The organism is Maribacter sp. 1_2014MBL_MicDiv, from assembly GCF_001865655.1.
GTDB classification, from domain to species: domain Bacteria; phylum Bacteroidota; class Bacteroidia; order Flavobacteriales; family Flavobacteriaceae; genus Maribacter; species Maribacter dokdonensis.
On the sequence record NZ_CP011318.1, the window covers coordinates 421,340 to 442,635 of the forward strand.

The 21,296-nt window shown below is 38.0% G+C and carries 12 protein-coding genes; 6 read left to right on the plus strand and 6 right to left on the minus strand.

Annotated features, from left to right (window positions below):
• Window positions 1-17: 17 nt before the first annotated feature.
• From YQ22_RS01840 to YQ22_RS01865, 6 genes are all read left to right on the plus strand, one after another.
• Window positions 18-1,877: a DUF5060 domain-containing protein gene (locus tag YQ22_RS01840; RefSeq protein ID WP_071342460.1), complete on the plus strand. Its 1,860-nt coding sequence runs from the start codon at window positions 18-20 to the stop codon at window positions 1,875-1,877.
• A 376-nt stretch (window positions 1,878-2,253) separates the two neighbouring features.
• The gene (locus YQ22_RS01845) at window positions 2,254-5,475 is read left to right on the plus strand and encodes a SusC/RagA family TonB-linked outer membrane protein (protein ID WP_071339853.1); all 3,222 of its coding nucleotides are present in this window, start codon (window positions 2,254-2,256) and stop codon (window positions 5,473-5,475) included.
• A gap of 23 nt (window positions 5,476-5,498) precedes the next feature.
• The gene (locus tag YQ22_RS01850) at window positions 5,499-7,040 is read left to right on the plus strand and encodes a RagB/SusD family nutrient uptake outer membrane protein (protein ID WP_058105443.1); all 1,542 of its coding nucleotides are present in this window, start codon (window positions 5,499-5,501) and stop codon (window positions 7,038-7,040) included.
• Between the two features lie 171 nt (window positions 7,041-7,211).
• On the plus strand, window positions 7,212-10,460 hold the full coding sequence (locus YQ22_RS01855) for a VCBS repeat-containing protein (protein WP_232231276.1): 3,249 nt from the start codon (window positions 7,212-7,214) through the stop codon (window positions 10,458-10,460).
• 6 nt (window positions 10,461-10,466) lie between these two features.
• Window positions 10,467-11,312: a family 16 glycosylhydrolase gene (locus YQ22_RS01860; RefSeq protein WP_232231278.1), complete on the plus strand. Its 846-nt coding sequence runs from the start codon at window positions 10,467-10,469 to the stop codon at window positions 11,310-11,312.
• A gap of 7 nt (window positions 11,313-11,319) precedes the next feature.
• The gene (locus YQ22_RS01865) at window positions 11,320-12,849 is read left to right on the plus strand and encodes a sulfatase-like hydrolase/transferase (protein ID WP_071339855.1); all 1,530 of its coding nucleotides are present in this window, start codon (window positions 11,320-11,322) and stop codon (window positions 12,847-12,849) included.
• Between the two features lie 29 nt (window positions 12,850-12,878).
• Here YQ22_RS01865 and YQ22_RS01870 read toward each other — a convergent pair whose 3' ends face one another.
• The 6 genes from YQ22_RS01870 to YQ22_RS01895 form a co-directional block, all read right to left on the minus strand.
• Window positions 12,879-13,883, minus strand: coding sequence for an L-rhamnose/proton symporter RhaT (locus tag YQ22_RS01870; RefSeq protein WP_071339856.1), 1,005 nt, complete (start codon window positions 13,881-13,883; stop codon window positions 12,879-12,881).
• 33 nt (window positions 13,884-13,916) lie between these two features.
• Window positions 13,917-14,960 carry an aldose epimerase family protein gene (locus tag YQ22_RS01875; protein ID WP_071339857.1) on the minus strand — a complete coding sequence of 348 codons (1,044 nt, stop codon included), beginning with the start codon at window positions 14,958-14,960 and terminating at the stop codon, window positions 13,917-13,919.
• Between the two features lie 8 nt (window positions 14,961-14,968).
• Entirely contained in the window at window positions 14,969-16,414 is a 1,446-nt protein-coding gene (locus YQ22_RS01880; RefSeq protein ID WP_083414168.1) for a sulfatase-like hydrolase/transferase, read from the minus strand.
• A 16-nt stretch (window positions 16,415-16,430) separates the two neighbouring features.
• Complete coding sequence (locus YQ22_RS01885) at window positions 16,431-17,633, minus strand: glycoside hydrolase family 117 protein (RefSeq protein ID WP_071339858.1); 1,203 nt, start codon at window positions 17,631-17,633, stop codon at window positions 16,431-16,433.
• A gap of 239 nt (window positions 17,634-17,872) precedes the next feature.
• Complete coding sequence (locus tag YQ22_RS01890; RefSeq protein ID WP_071342463.1) at window positions 17,873-19,627, minus strand: arylsulfatase; 1,755 nt, start codon at window positions 19,625-19,627, stop codon at window positions 17,873-17,875.
• A gap of 41 nt (window positions 19,628-19,668) precedes the next feature.
• Window positions 19,669-21,234, minus strand: coding sequence for an alpha-L-fucosidase (locus YQ22_RS01895; RefSeq protein WP_071339859.1), 1,566 nt, complete (start codon window positions 21,232-21,234; stop codon window positions 19,669-19,671).
• Window positions 21,235-21,296: the final 62 nt, after the last annotated feature.

Consider the following 21,296-nt stretch of genomic DNA (forward strand, 5'->3'; position numbering starts at 1 on the left):
TAACCAATACTGTTGCCATGATACGCTCTAAAATCATTATTACTGTACTCCTATTTTTAAGCTACTTTTTTGCAAACCAATTGTTCGCTCAAGAAAGCCCTAAGAATATTGATTACCAGCTACAAGGAGAGCTTAAAAAATGGCATAAAGTCACTATAATTTTTGATGGACCACAGTCTTCTGAAGATGCAGATTTCAACCCTTTTACAAATTACAGGCTCAACGTTCTTTTTACGCACAGTACCACCAATAAAACTTATCTGGTACCAGGATATTTTGCTGCGGATGGAAATGCAGGTGAGACCTCTGCAACAGCCGGTAATAAATGGAAAGTTCATTTTGCCCCAGATGAAATAGGAGAATGGAATTATAAAGTTGATTTTAGAAAAGGAAACTGGAGCGCTGTAAGCGATAAAATAGATACCGGTGTAAGCGCAGAATTTATGGATGGCCATGAAGGCAGTTTTACCATCTCACCAACCGATAAAGAAGGAAGAGACTTTAGGGCAAAGGGTAGATTACAATATGTTGGTGAGCGTTATTTAAAATTTGCGGAAACCAATGAATACTTCTTAAAACAAGGTGCAGATGCACCTGAGAACTTTCTGGCATATGCAGATTTTGACGGTAATTTTCATAATGATGGCCATGGAGATAATTTTATAAAAACATGGTCACCACATATTCAAGATTGGAAAACCGATGACCCTGTTTGGAAAGATGATAAGGGCAAAGGAATGATCGGCGCACTTAATTATTTATCTAGCAAAGGCCTTAATGCGTTTTCTTTCTTAACGAACAATATTAAGGGGGATGACAAAAATGTGTTTCCCTACGTTGATTACAATACTTGGGATCGTATGGATGTTTCTAAACTGGACCAATGGGAAATAGTATTTAGCCATGCCCAAAAAATGGGATTGTTTTTACACTTTAAAACCTTAGAAGTAGAAAACCAAGGCTTGTTGGATAATGGTGGTGTTGGTGCCAACAGTAAATTATATTACAGAGAATTAATTGCGCATTTTGGACATCACCTGGCCCTCAACTGGAATCTTTGCGAAGAAAATGGTGAATGGGTTAAAAACCCTACAACCCCACCACAAGATACTATGCAGCGCCTGGCAATGGCCCATTACTTTAAAAACCACGATCCCTACAATCATCATTTGGTAATACATAACGGCATAAAATTCGACGATTTATTAGGACTTGATTCTGGTATCACTGGACCTTCTGTGCAAACACATAGAGCGGATTTTGCAAGTATCCATAAAGAAGTACTGCATTGGCTGTCCGCTTCAAAAAATGCGGGCAAGCAATGGGCAGTTGCCGTAGATGAGCCAGGGGACGCTCAACATGCCCTGTTACCTGATACCGAAAACCCAAATCATGATCTAGCCAGAAGAAACGGACTATGGGGAACACTTATGGCTGGCGGCTGGGGAAATGAATGGTATTTTGGATACAAGCATGAACATTCTGACCTGACCTGCGAAGATTACCGTTCACGTGATTTATTCTGGGATCAAGCCCATAATGCTTTACAATTCTTTGCCAATAACAATATTGAATACTGGAACATGACCAACCATAATGAACTGGTTGGCAACAAGGACAACGACAATACCATATACTGCTTGGCAAAACAAAACCATACTTATATGGTATACCTCAACAACGCAATTACGGCGAACCTTGACTTAAGTGAATCTAATTACCCGTATAAAGTAATGTGGTACAACCCAAAAATTGGGGGGAAATTAATTTCTTCAAAAATAACAAAAGTGCAAGGCGGTCAAAAGGTAGATTTAGGCAGTGCACCAAAGAAAAGTCAAGGAGATTGGGTAATACTGTTAACCCGAACCAAGGACTAAGGCGCTATAGTAAGTGCCTATGCATTCTTGCTTGTCATATTTCGTCAATCATTCCACTACAGCATACAATTACATCCAATGATCATAATAGGCTGTTCAAAGTCTTAGCATAGGCTTAAAATATCACATAATCAATTCAACCACAGATAACACAGATGGTTAATGGCTTACCACAAATTTTATCAATTCGCCAAAATACTACCATTTATTATTTCAAAAACCATATGTACTGCTCTCTAAATCATATGTATCGTAAAAATTTAACATTTTTTTAAATATTGCAGTAACTGAAAATTAACAAACTATGCGAGTAACACAACTTAACTCAAAAACATTTTGGTTCTTATTATTATACTCAATAATAAGTGTCCAATTTATGCATGCCCAAGACTTAAATGTTAAAGGTAATGTAAGCGATGAATCGGGTCCTTTACCCGGTGTGTCCGTTATTGTAAAAGGAACCACTTCTGGGGTTGCTACTGACTTTGATGGTAACTTTACGATTAAAGCTCAATCAAACGATGTACTAGTCTTTACCTATATAGGTTACAAGGCTAAAGAAGTTGCCATTAATGGCAAAACCAATTTAAATGTTGTTATGACGACCGATGTATCTGCCTTGGACGAGGTTGTTATCATTGGTTATGGTAGCTCTAAACGAAAAGACCTTACCGGTTCTATTGTTTCTGTAAAAGCGGATGAACTTGATAAAGTAAAACCTGTTTCCTTTGAAGGAGGTCTTGCTGCAAGGGCTTCGGGTGTACAGGTGGTACAATCTGGTGGTGAACCAGGATCTGGTTTTAATATTAGAATTAGAGGTGGTAGTTCTATTACGGCCAGTAACGACCCACTTTATGTGATAGACGGTTTTGCTTTACAAGGTAACACCGCCAGTACTGCTGTAGGTATCGGAAATTCCTCTACAAGTCCGCTATCAACAATAGACCCTAGCTCAATTGAATCTATTGAAGTATTGAAAGATGCTTCAGCGACAGCTATTTACGGTTCTAGAGGTGCTAATGGTGTGATCATTATTACGACAAAACAAGGTAAAAAAGGCAGGGCGTCTTTAAACTTTGAAACGTTTACCGGAGTATCTACCTTAGCTAGACCATTGGATTTAATGACCGGTCAAGAATATGTAGATTTCTGGAACGATTATTTCCCATGGAACCCAGATGCTGAGGATACTTACACCAGAGCTTTTAGATATGATGATGGCACACCATTGGATTTAAGCGATTCTCGTGTATTGGTTACAGATTGGCAAAAAGAAATTACCAGACCAGCGATTACCAAGAGCTATAAAGTATCTATGAGCGGTGGTGGTGACAAGAACACATATTCAGCCTCGTTCTCTTACTTAAATCAAGAGGGCATCGTAAAAACATCTGATTTTGAAAGGTATAATGGCAACCTAAATATCAATCAAAATATAAGCGATAAACTTAAGGCCGGTATGAACCTTAATTTGGGTATCTATAAAAATAGCGGAATAGTTAACGCAGCCAATGAAAATGGAAATGGTAGAAACGGTATTATAACTAGTGCTATTTTATTTACACCAGTACAAGGTATCAATAGATATGATGATGCCGAATATGATGAGAACGGCAGAATAATCTCGGTAAGAGATGGTGATATTACCAATCCTTTGGCTACCCTAGAATTCAACAGTAATAATAGAACCGCTTTTCAATCTTTCGGTAGTGTGTATATTCAATATACCTTGGCAGACGGACTTACTTTTAAGTCATCCGTTAGAGGTAATATATCCTCTACTAAAGGTACCGCATACTTTTCAGAGAAAATCAGTTGGGGTAGAACAGCAAATGGTAGAGCATTCGTAAACAACAACATGGGAACTGGTATAATAACCGAGCAAAATTTAAACTTCAGCAAGGTTTATGGAGACCACTCTTTGAATGCTACGGCGGTTTATGAAGAGCAACAGAATACATTTGAATTCAACAATTCAGCAGCAACAGGTTTTGATCTCCCTGGCGTAAACCTAAACAATTTGGGTTCTGCCACGGAGACCTTACCTAATTCATCTGGATTTACCAAAACAGCTCTACAATCGTATCTTGCTAGGGTTCAATATGATTACAAAGGTAAATACACATTAAATGCCAGTGCCAGATATGATGGTTCATCTAGATTTGCAGAGGGTAAAAAGTATGGTTTCTTTCCTTCGGTAGGTGCTGCCTGGAACGTTGCAAATGAAAACTTTCTTAAAGAAAACAACACCTTAAATCGTTTTAGAATTAAGGCAAGTTTTGGAGAAACCGGTAATACCGCCATTGGTTCATACCGATCTTTTGCTCAAGCTGGTGTAGCAAGTACCATTTTGAACGGAAACCAATTGGTTACCGGTGCCGCAATTCAACAACTGGCAAATGAAGAATTAACTTGGGAAACTACACAACAGTTTGATGCCGGACTTTCTATTGGAATGTTCAATGATAGAATTTCTTTAGAGGCAGATTATTACCGTAAAGAAACTTCTGATCTTTTATTAGAAGTTCCATTACCATCAACTACCGGATTTAAAACAGTATTTAAAAACTTAGGAAAAGTAGAAAATAAGGGTCTTGAATTTGCCCTGAACACAGTAAACTTTGACAATGAAAACTTTGGGTGGACAACTAACTTCAACATCAGTTTCAATGATAACCAGGTCCTAGACCTTGGTGATGCTGATCAATTTTTGGTAAACTCTATTGGTGACAATCAAATACAAGATGATTACATAGTAAAAGTAGGAGAATCTTTAGGTTCCATGTATGGTTTAGAAGTCGATGGTATTTATAACTATAGTGATTTTGCCGCTTTTGACGGATTATCAAATGAAGAAGCTGCCGCAAAAGTTAGACAAGACGCTGCAGATCAAGGTGTTGTTTGGTATGATGTGGTTTACGAGCTAAAAGATGGTACCGTACTTTCCTCAGGTCAGCCAGATAACACGAAATACAGACCGGGTATGCCAAAATTCGTAGATCAACTTACCGTTGATACTGATGGTGATGGTGTACCAGACGCTGCAGATGGCATTGTAAATTCTGATGACCGAAAAATCATTGGTAATGCATTACCAAAACACTTTGGCGGTTTTACCAATAACTTTAGATACAAGAACTTAGATCTTTCAGTAATTACCCAATGGTCTTATGGTAATGATGTTTATTTAAAAAGCCTTAGTAAAGGTACGGCCCAAGCTATTCCATTTTTAAATAAATATGGCAGAGTTGCTAATCGTTGGACACCAGAAACCCCTGATACAGATATCCCTTCTATTTGGGGAGATGGCGATGCCGGTATTAATGGAACTGCTTATTCGTCATTTATTGAAGATGGGTCGTATTTCAGAATTAGCAATGTTACTTTAGGTTATGAATTACCTACCAGAGTAAAGAAAAACATTGGCCTTAAAAGCTGTAGGGTATATGCCGCCGTAGATAACCTTCATGTTTTCACAAAATACTCAGGATACGATCCAGACGTAAGTGTTGGCAACAATCAACTTACTCCAGGTCTAGATGCAGACTCTTACCCAAGATCAAGAACTATAAGATTAGGTTTAAGCGTAGGATTCTAATTAAAGAACAAAAAAATTAAAAGATGAAAAAAACTAAATTTTACGGAATATTAACTCTAGCGGCGGGACTGCTGCTTGTGTCATCTTGTGATGATGATATTTTAATTGAATCACCCAGTAATTTCTTGACTCCTGATGCTCTCTTGGTAGACGCCAAAGGTGCGGAAACCTATCTTATTGGTGCGTACGATGCCGTACAACCAATAGTTTCATCTGGCGCAAATGGTAAAGATGGATGGGGCATTCATTGGGGCTCTATAGCTGCTGACGAAGTCGTTGTTCCGCCATGGGGCGGTGATAGAAAATTTATCTATCAGCATCAATTAACACCTTCTAATGGTGTAGTGCGATCTATTTGGGAGAATTTATACGTTGCATTGAACAGAATCAACAGTACAATTGACCGAATTGAAGCAATGAACGAAGATGAAATCGATAATGAATCTAAAACTAAATTCGTTGCCGAAGCTAAGTTCTTAAGATCAATGGTATTATTTTCTTTAGTATCCACGTATGAAAACATTCCGTTATTAACAAGTGAAACTACAGATTTGGAGTCTGTAGAAGTGAGTCAAGTTACACCGGAAGAAACCTATAACTTCATCATACAAGACTTGCAACAAGCCGCAAGTGTACTTCCGGAAGAACAAGGTGGCGGTCGTGCCACTCAGGGCGCAGCTAAATCTTTATTAGGTAAGGTTTATTTACAAATGAGTGGCTTTCCCCTTAATCAAACAGATAAATTGGCTAGTGCCGAAACTGTTTTAAAAGAAGTAATGGATAGCGGTGTTTATGATCTTTTACCTAATTACAGAGAGGTTTTCAATCTTAGCAACGAGCAAAGTGTAGAAATGGTGTATTCTATTGGCATGGATGGTCCTGCACGTGGAGAAGGTGGACTATTAAGTACTTTTTATGGCCCAAACGGTAACGTAAACAACGGTGGAGGCTGGGGTACTTGTTTTATCAACCATAGCTTTGAAGCCTCTTTTGACAGAGAAGATGTAAGATTATTTAATAATATAGCAAAGCACAATGCAAATGATTTTACTCCAGAAGAAGGATTCTCTGATCCTGAAACGCATACGGTACCAATGAATAACTGGAGAGGATGGAAATGGCATGCCGAAAAACCAAATAGCTATCCTAACGATACACCATTTGACAACCCATACATTAGGTACGCAGATGTTCTATTAATGTACGCCGAGGCATTAAACGGGCAAGGTAAACTAACTCAGGCAGATTTGGACATTACCGTAAACAGATTGAGAGCAAGAGCTAGAATGACTACAGATGCTGTTCCAGATATGGTTGTAGGTTCACAAGACGATAATGCAACAGAACTTTTAGAAGAGCGTAGAAAAGAGTTATGCTTTGAAGGATGGAGACGAAACGACCTTATACGTTTTGGTGTTTACCATGAAGCAATATCCGGTATTACACAAGGTGGACCTAATGCCGGCGATCCAGGACCTGAATTTCAAGATTTTGAAATACGCTGGCCAATACCTCAATCAGAGTTGGATATTAACCCTAATCTGGTGCAAAACCCTGGTTACTAGGAATATATTTTTAATATCTTAAACAAATAATCAAAAAGCCTGTTCACCATTTCTGAATAGGCTTTTATGCTAATTAAACTGTATATGCATATGCGTGGTTTATCTTCCAATACTTCTGCTCTTATAATATTTGCAATAAGCGTTCTACTATATAGCTGCAAACAAGAAAAAATGGACGAACAGTCTTTGGAGAGTAATGAATTACCACTCTTCAATTTAATAAGACCAGAAGAATCGGGCATTCATTTTAAAAACACAATTGCCGAAAATTATGATAACTTTTTCGCCATTTTCAACTATGTATACAATGGTGCCGGTGTAGCGGTAGCAGATATTAATAATGACGGTTTATCGGACATTTATTTTACAGCTAATGAAGCGCCTGATAGATTATATCTAAACAGAGGCAACTTCATTTTTGATGATATTACAGGCTCAGCAAACATAAGTAAGCAAGACGGTTGGCATAACGGCGTAGTCATGGCAGATGTCAATGCTGACGGACATACAGATATTTACATCTGTAGAGGTGGCTGGCAAGATACTCCGCAAGAAAGAAGTAACCTTCTTTATATCAACCAAGGCGATAACACTTTTAAAGAGTCTGCAGTTGAATACGGACTGGCCGATGAAGGATTTTCTGTAATGGCTTCCTTTTTTGATATGGATAACGATAATGACCTGGACCTTTATCTAACCAACAGACCTGAACACTTTTTTCTCAACTACCAGCAGGTTTTAGCAGGTAAGGCCAGTGAAGATTATTTATACAGAGATAAACTATATATCAACAACAACGGAAAATTTGAAGAAATAGGCCAGCAAAAGGGTATTAACGGCAATTTTGGTTACGGATTAGGATTAGTTACTTCTGATGTAGATAAAGACGGCCTGGTAGATCTCTTTGTTGCCAATGATTATCTAGAACGAGATTACCTATATATGAACCAGGGCGAAGGAAATTTCAGCGAACAATTAAAGTCTAGGTTCAACCACATACCCTTTTATGCCATGGGTGTAGATATAGCGGATTTAGATAATGATGGCTGGGAAGATATTGTACAGTTAGAAATGATGCCAGAAGATTACGAACGTTCTAAAACCACGATGGCAGATATGAACACACAGCTGTTCGCCAATATGAAAAACAATGGTTTTCATTACCAATACATGCACAACATGCTTCAAAAAAACCGTGGCGAAGGGTTTTTTAGTGATTTATCGCAGTATTCGGGCATTGCCAAAACAGATTGGAGCTGGGCATGCTTGGCAAGTGATTTCGATAATGACGGTCTACGGGATATTTTCATTACAAACGGATTCAAAAGAGATATTTGGGACAAAGATGCTACCATAAAATTTAGGCAATATATGCAGAGTGCCGAAGCATCTCAACGAACAAATGAAGAGAATGCACAGCATATTATTTCGCTTTTTAAACAGAACAAAATTTCTAACTACCTATATAAAAATGAAGGCGATTTAAAATTCACCAATATGAGCAAGGCCTGGGGATTAGACCAACAAAGCTTTTCTAACGGAGCCGCAACTGCAGATTTGGATAATGACGGCGATTTGGATATTATCGTAAATAACGTTGATGATCCTGCTTTTATTTATGAAAACCTTACCAATTCTAAAGAGAACGGATATCTTAAAATTAAGCTCAACGGTCCCGCAACAAACAAGGATGGTTTAGGTGCAAAAATCACACTAAAAACCAACGACAGCATACAGTTTCATGAATTCAAAACCGTTCGTGGCTATCTTTCTTCGGTAGAACCAATTATACATTTCGGGCTTGGAAAAACGACGAAAATAGACACCCTTACCATTGCCTGGCCAGACGGCAAAGAGCAGCAACTGCATGATATCGCGACCAATAGAACAATTATCGTCGATTATACAGATGCCTTACATGCTTTAGAAAAGTCTACGACCAAAGAAACCCTATTTGTAGATGCAACCAGCACTTCTTTCTCATCGGTCTACAAACACCAAGAAAATGAATTTGACGATTTTAGAATTCAGGTATTACTGCCTCACAAACTTTCTAACGAAGGACCTTGTATTGCTGTTGGCGATATTAACAATGATGGTTTAGAAGACTTTTATGTTGGTGGTGCATCTGGCAGTTCAGGTGCTATTTATTATCAAACTGATAAAGAATCTTTTGTAAAAAAAGACAATGCCATTTTATCCGGTGACGCAAAATATGAAGATGTTGATGCCGTATTTTTCGATGTAGATAATGATCAAGATCTTGATCTTTATGTGGTAAGCGGAGGTAATGAATTTTCCCAAAACTCCCCCTTACTTAAAGATCGACTCTACCTCAACGATGGTAAGGGTAATTTCACTACGAAAAAAGAACTGATTATAAGTGCAGAAAGTGGTGGTTGCGTATTGCCTTTTGATATTGACAATGATGGTGACCTAGACCTTTTTATAGGCGGTAGACTGGTTCCTGCAAAATATCCAAAAGCTCCAAGAAGTATTATTCTTAAAAACGAAAATGGAAACTTTACCGATGCTACAGCAGAGTTGGCTCCTGAACTGGAGTCTATTGGCATGGTAACAGATGCCACGTTTACCGACATTGATGGCGATAATAATAAAGAACTTATCGTAGTTGGTGAATGGATGCCTATTTCAGTATTTAAAAACAATAATGGCAATCTTGTAAATGAAACGCACTCCTACGGTTTAGACAAAACCAATGGTTGGTATAATACAGTTACCGCCGTAGACATTGACCAAGATGGTGGTAATGAACTTTTAGTCGGTAATCTTGGACTAAACTACAAGTTTACGGCAAGCGAAAAGAAACCATTTAAGGTCTACGCCAGTGATTTTGATCAAAACGGTACAAATGATATTTTTCTAGCGAAAGACTACAAAGGTAGACAAGTACCTATAAGGGGTCTACAATGTAGCTCGGAGCAATTACCGGGATTGGACCGAAAATTTAAAACCTTCACTCAATTTTCAAAATCTAACCTTAGGGAAATTATTGGGGAAGGTATCGACAACGCGCTTCAACTAAGTGCCTATGAATTCGCAAGTGTGCTTGTAAATTTTGAAGATGGAAATGCAAAACTAGCCCCACTTCCCTACCCTGCTCAGTTCTCAAGTGTAAATGATTTTGTTACAGGTGATTTTAATGCCGACGGACTTACGGATATTGCCTTAGCTGGAAATAAATTCGAATCTGAAATTGAGACTACAAGAGCAGATGCTTCTGTCGGTTTAGTACTATTAGGTACAAAGAAAGGAAATTTTAAACCTCAAAACCGTTTGTCTAGCGGATTCTTTGCTCCTAAAAACGTCAAAGCTTTAAAATCAATTGAACTGGCCAATGGAAAAATGGGAATTTTAGTAGGCAATAATAATGACGAAATACAACTATTCAAAAATTGATAAAATATGAAATCGATAAAAAGACTATTCTTATGTACAGTCGTAATGTACTATTTCAATATAACAGCACAAACTCCCGAACCTCCTAAAGGTTATAAATGGGTACCAAATGATAAATTTACCGATGAATTTGAAGGCAATTTATTAGATACCAGTAAATGGCATGCAAGATCACCTTATTGGGTAGATGGAAGACCTCCTGCTACTTTTAGGGCTTATTCCGTTTCTGTGAAAGATGGTAATCTCCAAATAAAAAATACAGTTTTAGAGAACGACAAGAAATATAACATTGCGGGCGGTGCCGTAGCTTCGGTAGCAAAAGATGCACTTTATGGCTATTTTGAAACCAGAATGAAAGCTTCTAGTATAAGTATGTCTTCTACCTTTTGGCTAAAGAATAAACCAGACACCAAAGAATGTCCGTTTGAAGTGCAAGAATTGGATATTGTAGAAGTTGTTGGTCAGCAAAAAACAGGTGGTGACTTTAGAACCAAATTAAGATCGAATACACATACCTTTTATACGGATTGCGATGGCGCTAAAACTGTGAAGTCACAAAAAGGAGTCGTCTCTGAAATTAATCCGCCGGCAGATGAAGCGTACCATGTGTACGGTTGTTGGTGGGTAGATGCCAACACCATAAAAATTTATTTAGATGGCGAATACAGAACTACCATGAACCCTAGTACATTTTTTAGGGAAACACCGTTCAATAAACCCATGTACATGCATTTGGTAACCGAAACATACAATTGGGAAACACCTCCAACACCAGAAGAATTAGCAGACGATAGTAAAAATACCACCTATTATGATTGGGTACGAGCCTATACTTTAGTGCCAATTAAATAAAAACAACATGCCTCGATTACATCCTACAATTATCCTATTTTTCATTCTTTTTACTTTAGTTCTCCGTGCTCAAAAAAAGCCAAACGTAGTTGTTGTTTTAGTAGACGATCTAGGTCTTGGAGATGTATCGTACTATAGAAAAGCACATTCAGATACTATTATTGTTGAAACTCCTGCAATTGATGCCTTAGCAAAAAACGGAGCCGTTTTTACAAATGCACATGCTCCCGCTGCACTTTGTGCACCATCACGATATGCGATAATGACGGGAAACCATTGTTATAGAAGTGATGCCCCATGGGGAGTTTGGGGTAGTTATGAAAAAAGTCCTATCAAAGAAAACCAGCTAACACTTTCCAAACTAATGAAGCAAGCTGGTTACCAAACCGCCTTTTTCGGGAAATGGCATATTGGTGGTGATTTTCTAAAAAAAGATGACCCAAATACTATTTATCGAGGTCCAAGAAACAAACCCGAACTAGATGTAGATATCAAAAAAATTGTAGGTGGCGGACCACGCTATCGAGGATTTGATTATGCGCTTTCTTTCCAAGCCGGTATACAAGATGTGCCTTATGCAGTATATGAAGATAATGACATGATGCCTTTGGCGAAAGACTCAAAGATTACATATATCTCCCAGACAAAAATGGATAAGATTGGCGTGAAATTGGACAAAGCCGAAGGTTTAGGGGACAGTAATTGGAATCCGCATGACATGGGACCTTTATTGGTAAAAAAGGCAATGGATTATATTGATGCGAATGCACATAAAGACAGACCATTTTTCATGTACTATTCTGCCTTAGCCGTTCATTTACCACACACCCCAACCGATGAGTTAAATGGAATTAAAATAGCCGGCACCACACCTTCAAAACATTTAGACTTAGTTAAAGAATTAGATGTACAAATACAAATACTGATCGATACTTTGAAAAAGCAAGGTATTTATGATGACACCATTATTATGCTGACTTCTGATAATGGCGGACTTTTAAGAAAGAATACCTTAAAGTCTGGGCACAGACCAAGTGATATTTATAGAGGCGGAAAAAACCAAGCTTATGAAGGCGGTAATCGTGTTCCGTTCATAGTATCTTGGAACAATCATTTTAAACATCAGATAAACGAAAGTCCGGTTCTTGGTCTTGACATTATGGCAACACTGGCTGAGTTAAATCATATTGAGATTTCTGCTGACCAAGCTTTAGATTCATCTAGTTTATTACCATTACTTGAAAATGAAACTGAAGATTTAGATAGGGTTATTTACACTCAAAGCGTTACAGGCAAAGAAGTTATGTTGATTAAAGATGGTTTTAAATTGATTTTACAAGTGGACAAATCCGATAAAAGCAACCATACCCAAACACCGATTGCTTTGTTCAATCTAAATGACAATCCAGGTGAATTAGAAGCGCACAATTTGATTACAAATGCACAATATCAACCAAAAATAAAAGAGTTGGCTACCCTTTACCATGCCACAAGAAAAAGCGGAAGACCTACAGCCTCCCGCTTTGTGAACAATTAGCACTTTAGCTACAAAAAACAAAAATCTTATTAGCTTATACCGTTCGAATATGCTACTACTACAATACCAGATATCATTAGCGCAAGACCGGCGTATAAAAAGCTTTTTGCCTTTGATGACGCATTAATCCATTCTTTGGTAATTAGACCACTAACAATCGCCGTGGCCACAGATGATGTATTGAAAATAGCATACCCTACGGTATTTCCAGAACTTCCTAATTTAAATGCCGCGTAAGCGAACAATGCCGATGCCGCATAATGAAATACTGCCATGACCAATATTAATACTACGTTTTTACCAAATGCCGGCGTCTTAAAATTGCCCCAAGCATTGTTCTTACTTAATTGCCACAAGAAATATGCGGTCATTACAATACCTCCACTTAAAAATATAGGGAACATTACCGCTACGGCAGTTATCCAATCTGCATTTCCTTGAGCTATACTTGCTTCATGTAAATAAGGTCTACCAGCCGCGTTTGCATAACTGAAACCAGTTGCCAATAAACCACCTACTATGGCAATCATAATACCGGTAACCATAGAACCTTTTTTATCACTGGTACCGGCTTCATCCTTTTCCCTTAAAATACCTGCCCTACCATTTAAGATAACGCCGACCAACACAATAAAGATTCCAATTAAAATAAAGGTAAGTACATTGGTTGGCGGTAGACCGTCTTCTATAAAAGGTAATAATGAACCCACAAGAATTATGGTTCCTATAAAAATGGAGAAGCCTAATGAAAGCCCTATGTGATTAATTGCCTTGCTCCACATCATTACCCCTATTCCCCATAAGAAGCTGGTAAGTCCCATCTTTACCCATATATCCATAGGCATATTACCGAATATTTCACCAAATCCGTTAATGAGCGTTAACGAGGCTATTATTGGAACAACGAACATAGTGAGTAGAAAAAACAAACTCCAAGTGTTCTCATATTTAAAGTCTTTGGTAAATTTTTCTGGCAGGGCATAAAGACCCAGCATTAATCCGGCAAAAATTGCCAACGATACTCCTTCTATCATCTTAGTATATTTTTGGTTTAGTTTATTTTATGGTTACCAGCCAAATTTAAAAATGGTCGTACTTCGGTAGGTTTCGTCTTTATCTAAAATAGATTTGGGGGCATTGGTAATATTTGGTCCATTCGGGTATCGGTGTGTCTCTAGGCACAATCCCCTAAATTTTCCATATTGCAACCCCGTCTCCCTTTTTAATTCGTCTGAAGTATACTTACCGGTGTAAAAAAGCATACCTGGCTCGGTCGTATATACTTCCAAACTTCTACGGCTGTTTTCCTCTATAATTTCAGCTACCTTACCTAGCTCAAAACCCTTTTCATCAAACAGGTAATAATGTTCAAAACCGTCTCTCATGGCGTCATGAACATCACCTATTTTCTTAGGTGTTCTTAAATCGTCCGGCTTGCCTAATACTGAAATATTATTGCCCGTTGCCGCTCCCGTATCGTCCCAAATTTGTTTTTTATCCGATGCTATTTTAACTGTGTGTTGCAAAACATCATCTTTAAATCCTGAAAGATTAAAGTAAGAATGATTGGTGATGGTAAACGGTGTATTCTGATCTGTAGTAGCTATATAATCTATCTGTAGTTCATTGGTATTGGATATGGTAAAAGTTACCCAGACAACCACATTGCCAGGAAAGCCTTCTTCTAAATGCCCACTTTCCAATTTCATGGTAACCAATGCCTTGTTTTCATCATAGATATCAACGGTCCAAATTTTCTTATCGAAACCTTTTTTACCTCCGTGAAGATTATTGTTACCTACTATTTTATTTAATTGATAATCAACACCTTCCAATGTAAATTTTGAATCTTTAATTTGAGAACAATATCTCCCTACCGTACCTCCAAAATATGGGGCGTTACTGGTATATGCCGGTGAAAAGTAACTATCTAAATCATCAAATCCGCACACGATTTCATCTATATTCCCTTCTTTATCCGGTACTTTAATAGAGGTTATGGTGGCGCCATAGTTTGATATTTTTATTTCTACCCCATGGTCATTTGTCAACGTAACCAACTGTATGTCATTATCTTCAATAGTTCCAAAATGCTCTACGCTTGTTTTCATGTACTGTGTTAGTCTTTATTCATTCTTATTTTTGGAGCACTGTACGCATCCATTCTTTCTGCGGCCTTTCCTTCAAACTTGCGCTGTAGTTGCCATTTTGGTCGTTCTAGACCTAGCTCCCACTGAAATAGTTTTTTGTACATTGCCCTGACTCTATTTGGATATTGCAATGCCAAATCATATTTCTCGGCATTATCTTTTGATACATCGTAGAGCTCTGCAGGTCTATCTGGATATCTAATTAATTTCCAATCCAATTCTCTGATAGCAGCCCTATTTTCCTTTTTCCAATACAAAGTTTCATGTGGGCGACCACTCTTATTTTTTTTCAAAAAAGGCAAAATATCAACTCCGTCCAACCCCTTTAAATTAGCCGCCTCAACACCGGCAATTATGCTGAATGTTGGATACATATCCAGCAAAGAAATAGGATTACCGTATGTTGTATTTCCCTGTAAAACTCCCTTCCAAGAAATTAAAAACGGAACCCTAATACCACCTTCTAAATGATTTGCCTTGGTGCCACTTAAGGGTTTATTCAATGACGCATTGGCATCACTTGGTCCTCCATTATCATTGGTAAATACAATGATAGTATTATCCAATAAATCTAGCTTCTTCAATTGATCATACACCTTACCGCATGCCCGATCCATGGCCAAGGTCATTGCTGCCAGTTGTTTTCGCTTTCCGGTTAAATTTGGAAATTGATCCAAATCTTCTTTTGTTGCCTGCATTGGCGTATGCACGGCATTAAAGGACAGATATATAAAAAATGGACGGTCTTTGTTTTGAGCTATAAATTGATTGGTTCTATCTGCTAGTACATCCGTTAAATATCCTTTATGCTCTAGATAATTACCAAAACCCTGCTCTAATCTGTTTTCGTTCTTATCGATTTTATTGGTTTCATCATAGGGCATAAAACTACGAGCCCCTCCCCTAAATCCGGAAAAATCATCAAAACCTCTATTGGTGGGGTGAAACCTGTCTGCGTTGCCCATGTGCCACTTACCAAAAATGGCGGTAGTATAACCCTGTTGTTTTAATTCATTGGCAATGGTTCTTTGATCTAACGGTAAGCCCATATCATCACCTGTTACTCCAGAAGTACTCATGTAACCAGGTACATTGTTTTCCTCAAAACCAAAGCGCTGTTGGTACTTACCGGTTAAAAAACCTGCTCTTGACGGACCGCAAACGGCAGCACTTACATAGGCTTGAGTGCAACGAACGCTCTCTTTGGCAAACTCATCTAAATATGGGGTTTTGAAATCTTTACTTCCTTGAAAACCAAAATCTGCATAACCGGCATCATCGGCAAGGATAAAAACAATATTGGGTTTGTTCTGCGCTGAACACCATTGCCCAACAACTAGAAATACCAATAGAATGAGCTTGTATCCATGAAGCGCTAATTCTTCATTAAAACCGTTACGGATTTTTACTACCATATAAAGTACATAGATTCTAATATTTCTCTTTTTTACGAGAGGTAAAACGCATTATACTTTGATAGTCCCTACTATTATATACATGTGTTAACCCCCACTTTAAAACCTCTGTAGGTTCTTTTTCACTATCAACAGCTCTGTTTAAACCTATAGCGTGCGGCGGACTTGGAATTGACGCCATGATGTTGAAGTTTACGCCGTCTTCCGCCCATTGAATAGTATTTTTCTCGGGTCCGTCCGTTGTGATCAGAGAGGCAATTCCTCCGTTGTACGGCCATACACAAATTTCATGTCCGCTATTACTAATTGGATTATATGGAGATTTCACATATGGTCCTTTTGGATTATCGGCAATGGCAACCCCGTGTCTTATTTGACGGCCACCAAATGTAATGTCCTCGCCCATTTGCTCACCTTTATAATACAGGTAGAACTTACCTTTAAAAGGAAGAATACAGGGGTCATGAACTTTATGGCTATCAAAGTCTCCCTTTTTCTTAACCGAAAAGCGATCATTAGGATCATCACCTTCCCAAATACCATTGTCTGCAGGACTCAAAATTGGTTCTTTGCTCTTGATCCAAGGACCGTTGGGAGATGTAGACCAAGCCAAACCTATCTGGTTCTTAACTCTTTTATTGTACGGTGATTTTACAGTTTGATAGGTTAAATAGTACATATCTTCATGCTTCATAATCTCTACCGTAAAAACAGATCGATCATCATAGGCGCCCTTTTCTCCTCTTGCAACTGCAATTCCCTCTTCTTTCCAAGTAATACCATCTGTAGAAGTTGCATACCAGATATCACAACGATCCCAAGGAAATACTTTTTCGTTTTCTATATCGCCATCAAAACCTTGCGTAGGTCCAACACCTTTAGAGTACCAAACGTAGTATTTACCATCTTCTTTGATCATGGCACTTGGGTCTCTTCTAATCACCCCTTCTTCATATGCCAAATCGCCTTTTAATGGTTCTAGTTGATTAAATTCTAAAAACCACTCGTTTCCTAAATCGGTTGGCCAAGCTAATGCTCTTTTTGAAGCCGCACTTAAATGCTCAACATCGGTTATACCCAAGTGGTCAATTTGCTCTTGGGTTATAGTCGAATTATCTTCTTCGCCCGTATTACTTTTAGTTGACTTTATAGCTTTCTCTTGGCAACTTATAAATACCAACACAACAGAAATACCTAGTAATGTTTTAATTATTCTCATTTATGAAATAAAAATTTAGGTTTAATTAATTTTTTTAGGGTAATTTTTATGTATTCTTTAAAGTTGAAATTTAAAATACCTTTCTTAAAGCCCATTATTTCGTTACTAGACATTAACTGAACAAACAACTAACACATTCAACAACAAATAGTTAAACAATACAATACCCAGCCTTAATGTATTATAATTCACTACCCGTTTATGATAATTATCTCTTCTATCTTACTTTAAAAAGCATATCAAATTTTATTGATATAGATGTAATAGACTCCGTAAGTATCAGAGCCAGACACAAAGTCCGCTACCAAAAACGTTTTACCTTTTTCCAAAAACACCTTAAAATCTATTGACTGGTCATTTGGGTTAATAGTCTTTTCAAAAATTTGATTGGCTATCCGTAATCTTACCTTATCCGGAGAAATGGACACATACTCAAAATTTGATTTAGGAAATTTACTTGGCACCCCTAGAATAGGTCCAGGTACTTCTTTGGACCAGCGCATACATGAAATAGTATACATACCTTCTTTTGCAACCTCTATAGCGTGTGTATTATTTTTATTTTTTACACCCGCAGCCACTTGTTCGGTTTTCCAAATACCGTTATCGTCACCAATGGCGTGTTGAATAGTTAATTTTATTTCTTTTTGATGTTCCGTGCCTATAATGGCTACCGGTATTTCATTAATTACATCATTACCCAAAGCCGATGTATAAAAGGTTGTATTCTCACTTTGTAAATCTTTGACCAATTTTGGATGTTCCTTTGCTATGTTTTTCTTTTGCTTGGGGTCAGTAACTACATTGTAAAGCTCTTTGCCCTGTAGTAATCGCCATTCGTTGCGTAAAACAAGTCCGTCAGATTCTTGTCTGGGCGGTCTCCAGTCTTGCCGATTATGCAGGAATAGCGTTCGATCTTTTAAAATTGCATCTGTATTTTTTAATACGGGAGAAAAATCTACCCCCTCTAAACTCAATGTATTGGGCGTATCTATTTTACATAAACTTGCCAGCGTTGGTATAAGGTCTATGTGAGCCGACAACGTATTGTTGTCTTTACCCCCATTAATTCTTGCTTCAGGATATCGAATAAAAAACGGAACTCTATGTCCGCCTTCTTGTTTGCTACCTTTTATTCCGCTATAGCCTTTATTATAGCCTAAATTATCAGCTTCCCGATACCCATATCGTGTACCGTTATCTGACATAAAAATGACAATCGTATTCTTTTCTAATTTTTCCGCTTTTAAAAACTTGGTCAGCTTGCCAAAATTATGGTCAATATTGGCTATCATTCCATAAAGATTAGCACTAACTATTTCCTTGCCTTCTAAATGTTTGTACGGGGCAGCATATTTTTCATCCACATATAACGGATCATGAGGCGCATTCAATGGCAAATACACAAAAAACGGTTGGTCCTTATTGTTCTTAATAAAGTTTATGGACTCATTGAACCAAACATCGGTACAGTACCCCGTAAATTGTTTAGGTTGATTGTTTACATAGTATACATCATCAAAATAATCGTTTCCCCAATAATCGGACAATTCACCGATACCACCTGCCAAATGATGAATAGCCGTGTCAAAACCAGAATCTGTTGGTCTGTTGGGATAATTGTCCCCTAAATGCCATTTTCCGAATAAAGCGGTTTTGTAGCCATTTTTCTTAAATACATCTGCCATGGTCACCAGATTGGAAAGGGCATCTCTACCTTTGTATGTTGCCCACGCCCCATTGCTTATTGGATACTTACCGGTCATTATTGCGGCTCTAGTGGGCGTGCATAACGGAGACACATGAAAATTGGTCATTCTTACGGCATCATCATAAAAAGCATCAATTTCTGGTGTTTTTAACCACTTATTGCCATGCGCACCCAAATCGCCAATACCTTGGTCATCGGTTAGTACCAAGATAACATTTGGCCTTGACTGTGATTGCAAGGAAAATATACAGCCAAGACCTATACAGTATAGACCTATTAGCATCTTTTTGATAGTAAAGACCGAATATTTCATCATCGAAAAAATTAATCTATATGCGCCTCTACATCTCCACCAATATTATTCTCTTTGTAACCTTCTAAAGTGATTTTAAAAGCATGGGCATATTCCGTAGGAAAAGAGGATGGTTTTTGAATGACCAAACCTTTCTCATTCCGTTCCCATTTTAATTTCTCGGTACTACCAATTAATTGCACCTCTAGAATAGCTGAATTCAATGCTCCAATATCAGTAGACAACGTTTTCATGATTACATCGCCTTTGGGCTCGTCTAATACAATGGCAAAAAATTCTTTATCGCCTTTCTTGGTATATCTTATGTCGTTCTCATTGTATTCTATATTTAGCTTCTCCTCTACTTTATGCCCACCCTCTGGCAGTCTAGTGGGCCCTTCACCAAAAACGGTCCATGGACGTGTATCATAAATTGCCTCGCCATTAATTTCTAACCAAGCTCCCATATCTGTCAATAATTTTTGCATTTCCGGCGGAATGCTGCCATCTGGGTTTGGTGGTACGTTCAACAACATTAATCCGTTTTTTGCCACAATATCCGCAAGTATATCTATAAGCTCATTGGCTGTTTTAAATTTGGCATGGGGCCTATAGAACCACGCTCCCGGTGAAGTATCCGTTAGCCATGCATTCTGTTTGGGTTGATTTGGCCTACCGCGTTCATAATCCTTGATAGCAACATCTTCGTTAAAGGTTGCTTCTTTATAACAAACGGCTACTTCCTTACCCCACTCCTTACCCTTGTTATAGTAGTAGGCCAAAAACTTAAGTCGGTCTTCTTCCGGTAGATTCTCTAACCACCAATCGAACCAAATAATGTCCGGTTGGTAATTATCAATATATTCCTTTAAGGCGGCCCACCATGCTGTCCTAAAAGCTTCATCTGGAGTGTCATTATCCAAACTGTGTGGGTTTGTATACAAATCATAATCTTTAGGATCAATATTACCGTGTGCGTGTGCAGGACCAAAATATTTCCAGGTAAATGCATGGTGAAAAGATCCTATAAATCGCATGCCTTTTTCATTTATCTCCTTTTTTAGTGCTGCAGACGGATCAATACCTCCATAATTCATAGCATTCCATCGGGTTACCTTACTATCCCACATCGCAAAATTATCATGGTGCATGGCTACAGGACCGGCAAACCTTGCCCCCGATTTTGCAAATAAATCTGCCCACTCCTTGGCGTCAAAAGCTGTTGGAGAAAAATCTTCTATGATTTCTATATATCCTTTTTTTGCTGGTTTACCGTATTTCTTTTTATGATGGAGGTAATTGTTACTGGGTTTACCGTTTTTGGTTTCAACTATTTTACCATCATTATACATCATCATACCATGCCAACCTGCATAATGCTTGCTTGGTTCGGTTCCAACAAAAGCACTTGATACCGGACCCCAATGTGCATAAATACCCAATTTGGCATCTAAAAACCAATCTGGCGTTGCATTTACCTTGGCTATAGACTCCCAAGTTTCTGCATATTTATCGTTTTGGCCATATATATGTGATTGATAGCTTGCTCCTAATACTACAGCAATAATCCCTAGTTTTTTACCGATGTGTTTTATCATTTGAAATAGATTTAATCTTATGAACAATTAATTTCCTGTACCAGTCTAGCTATGAGACCTTA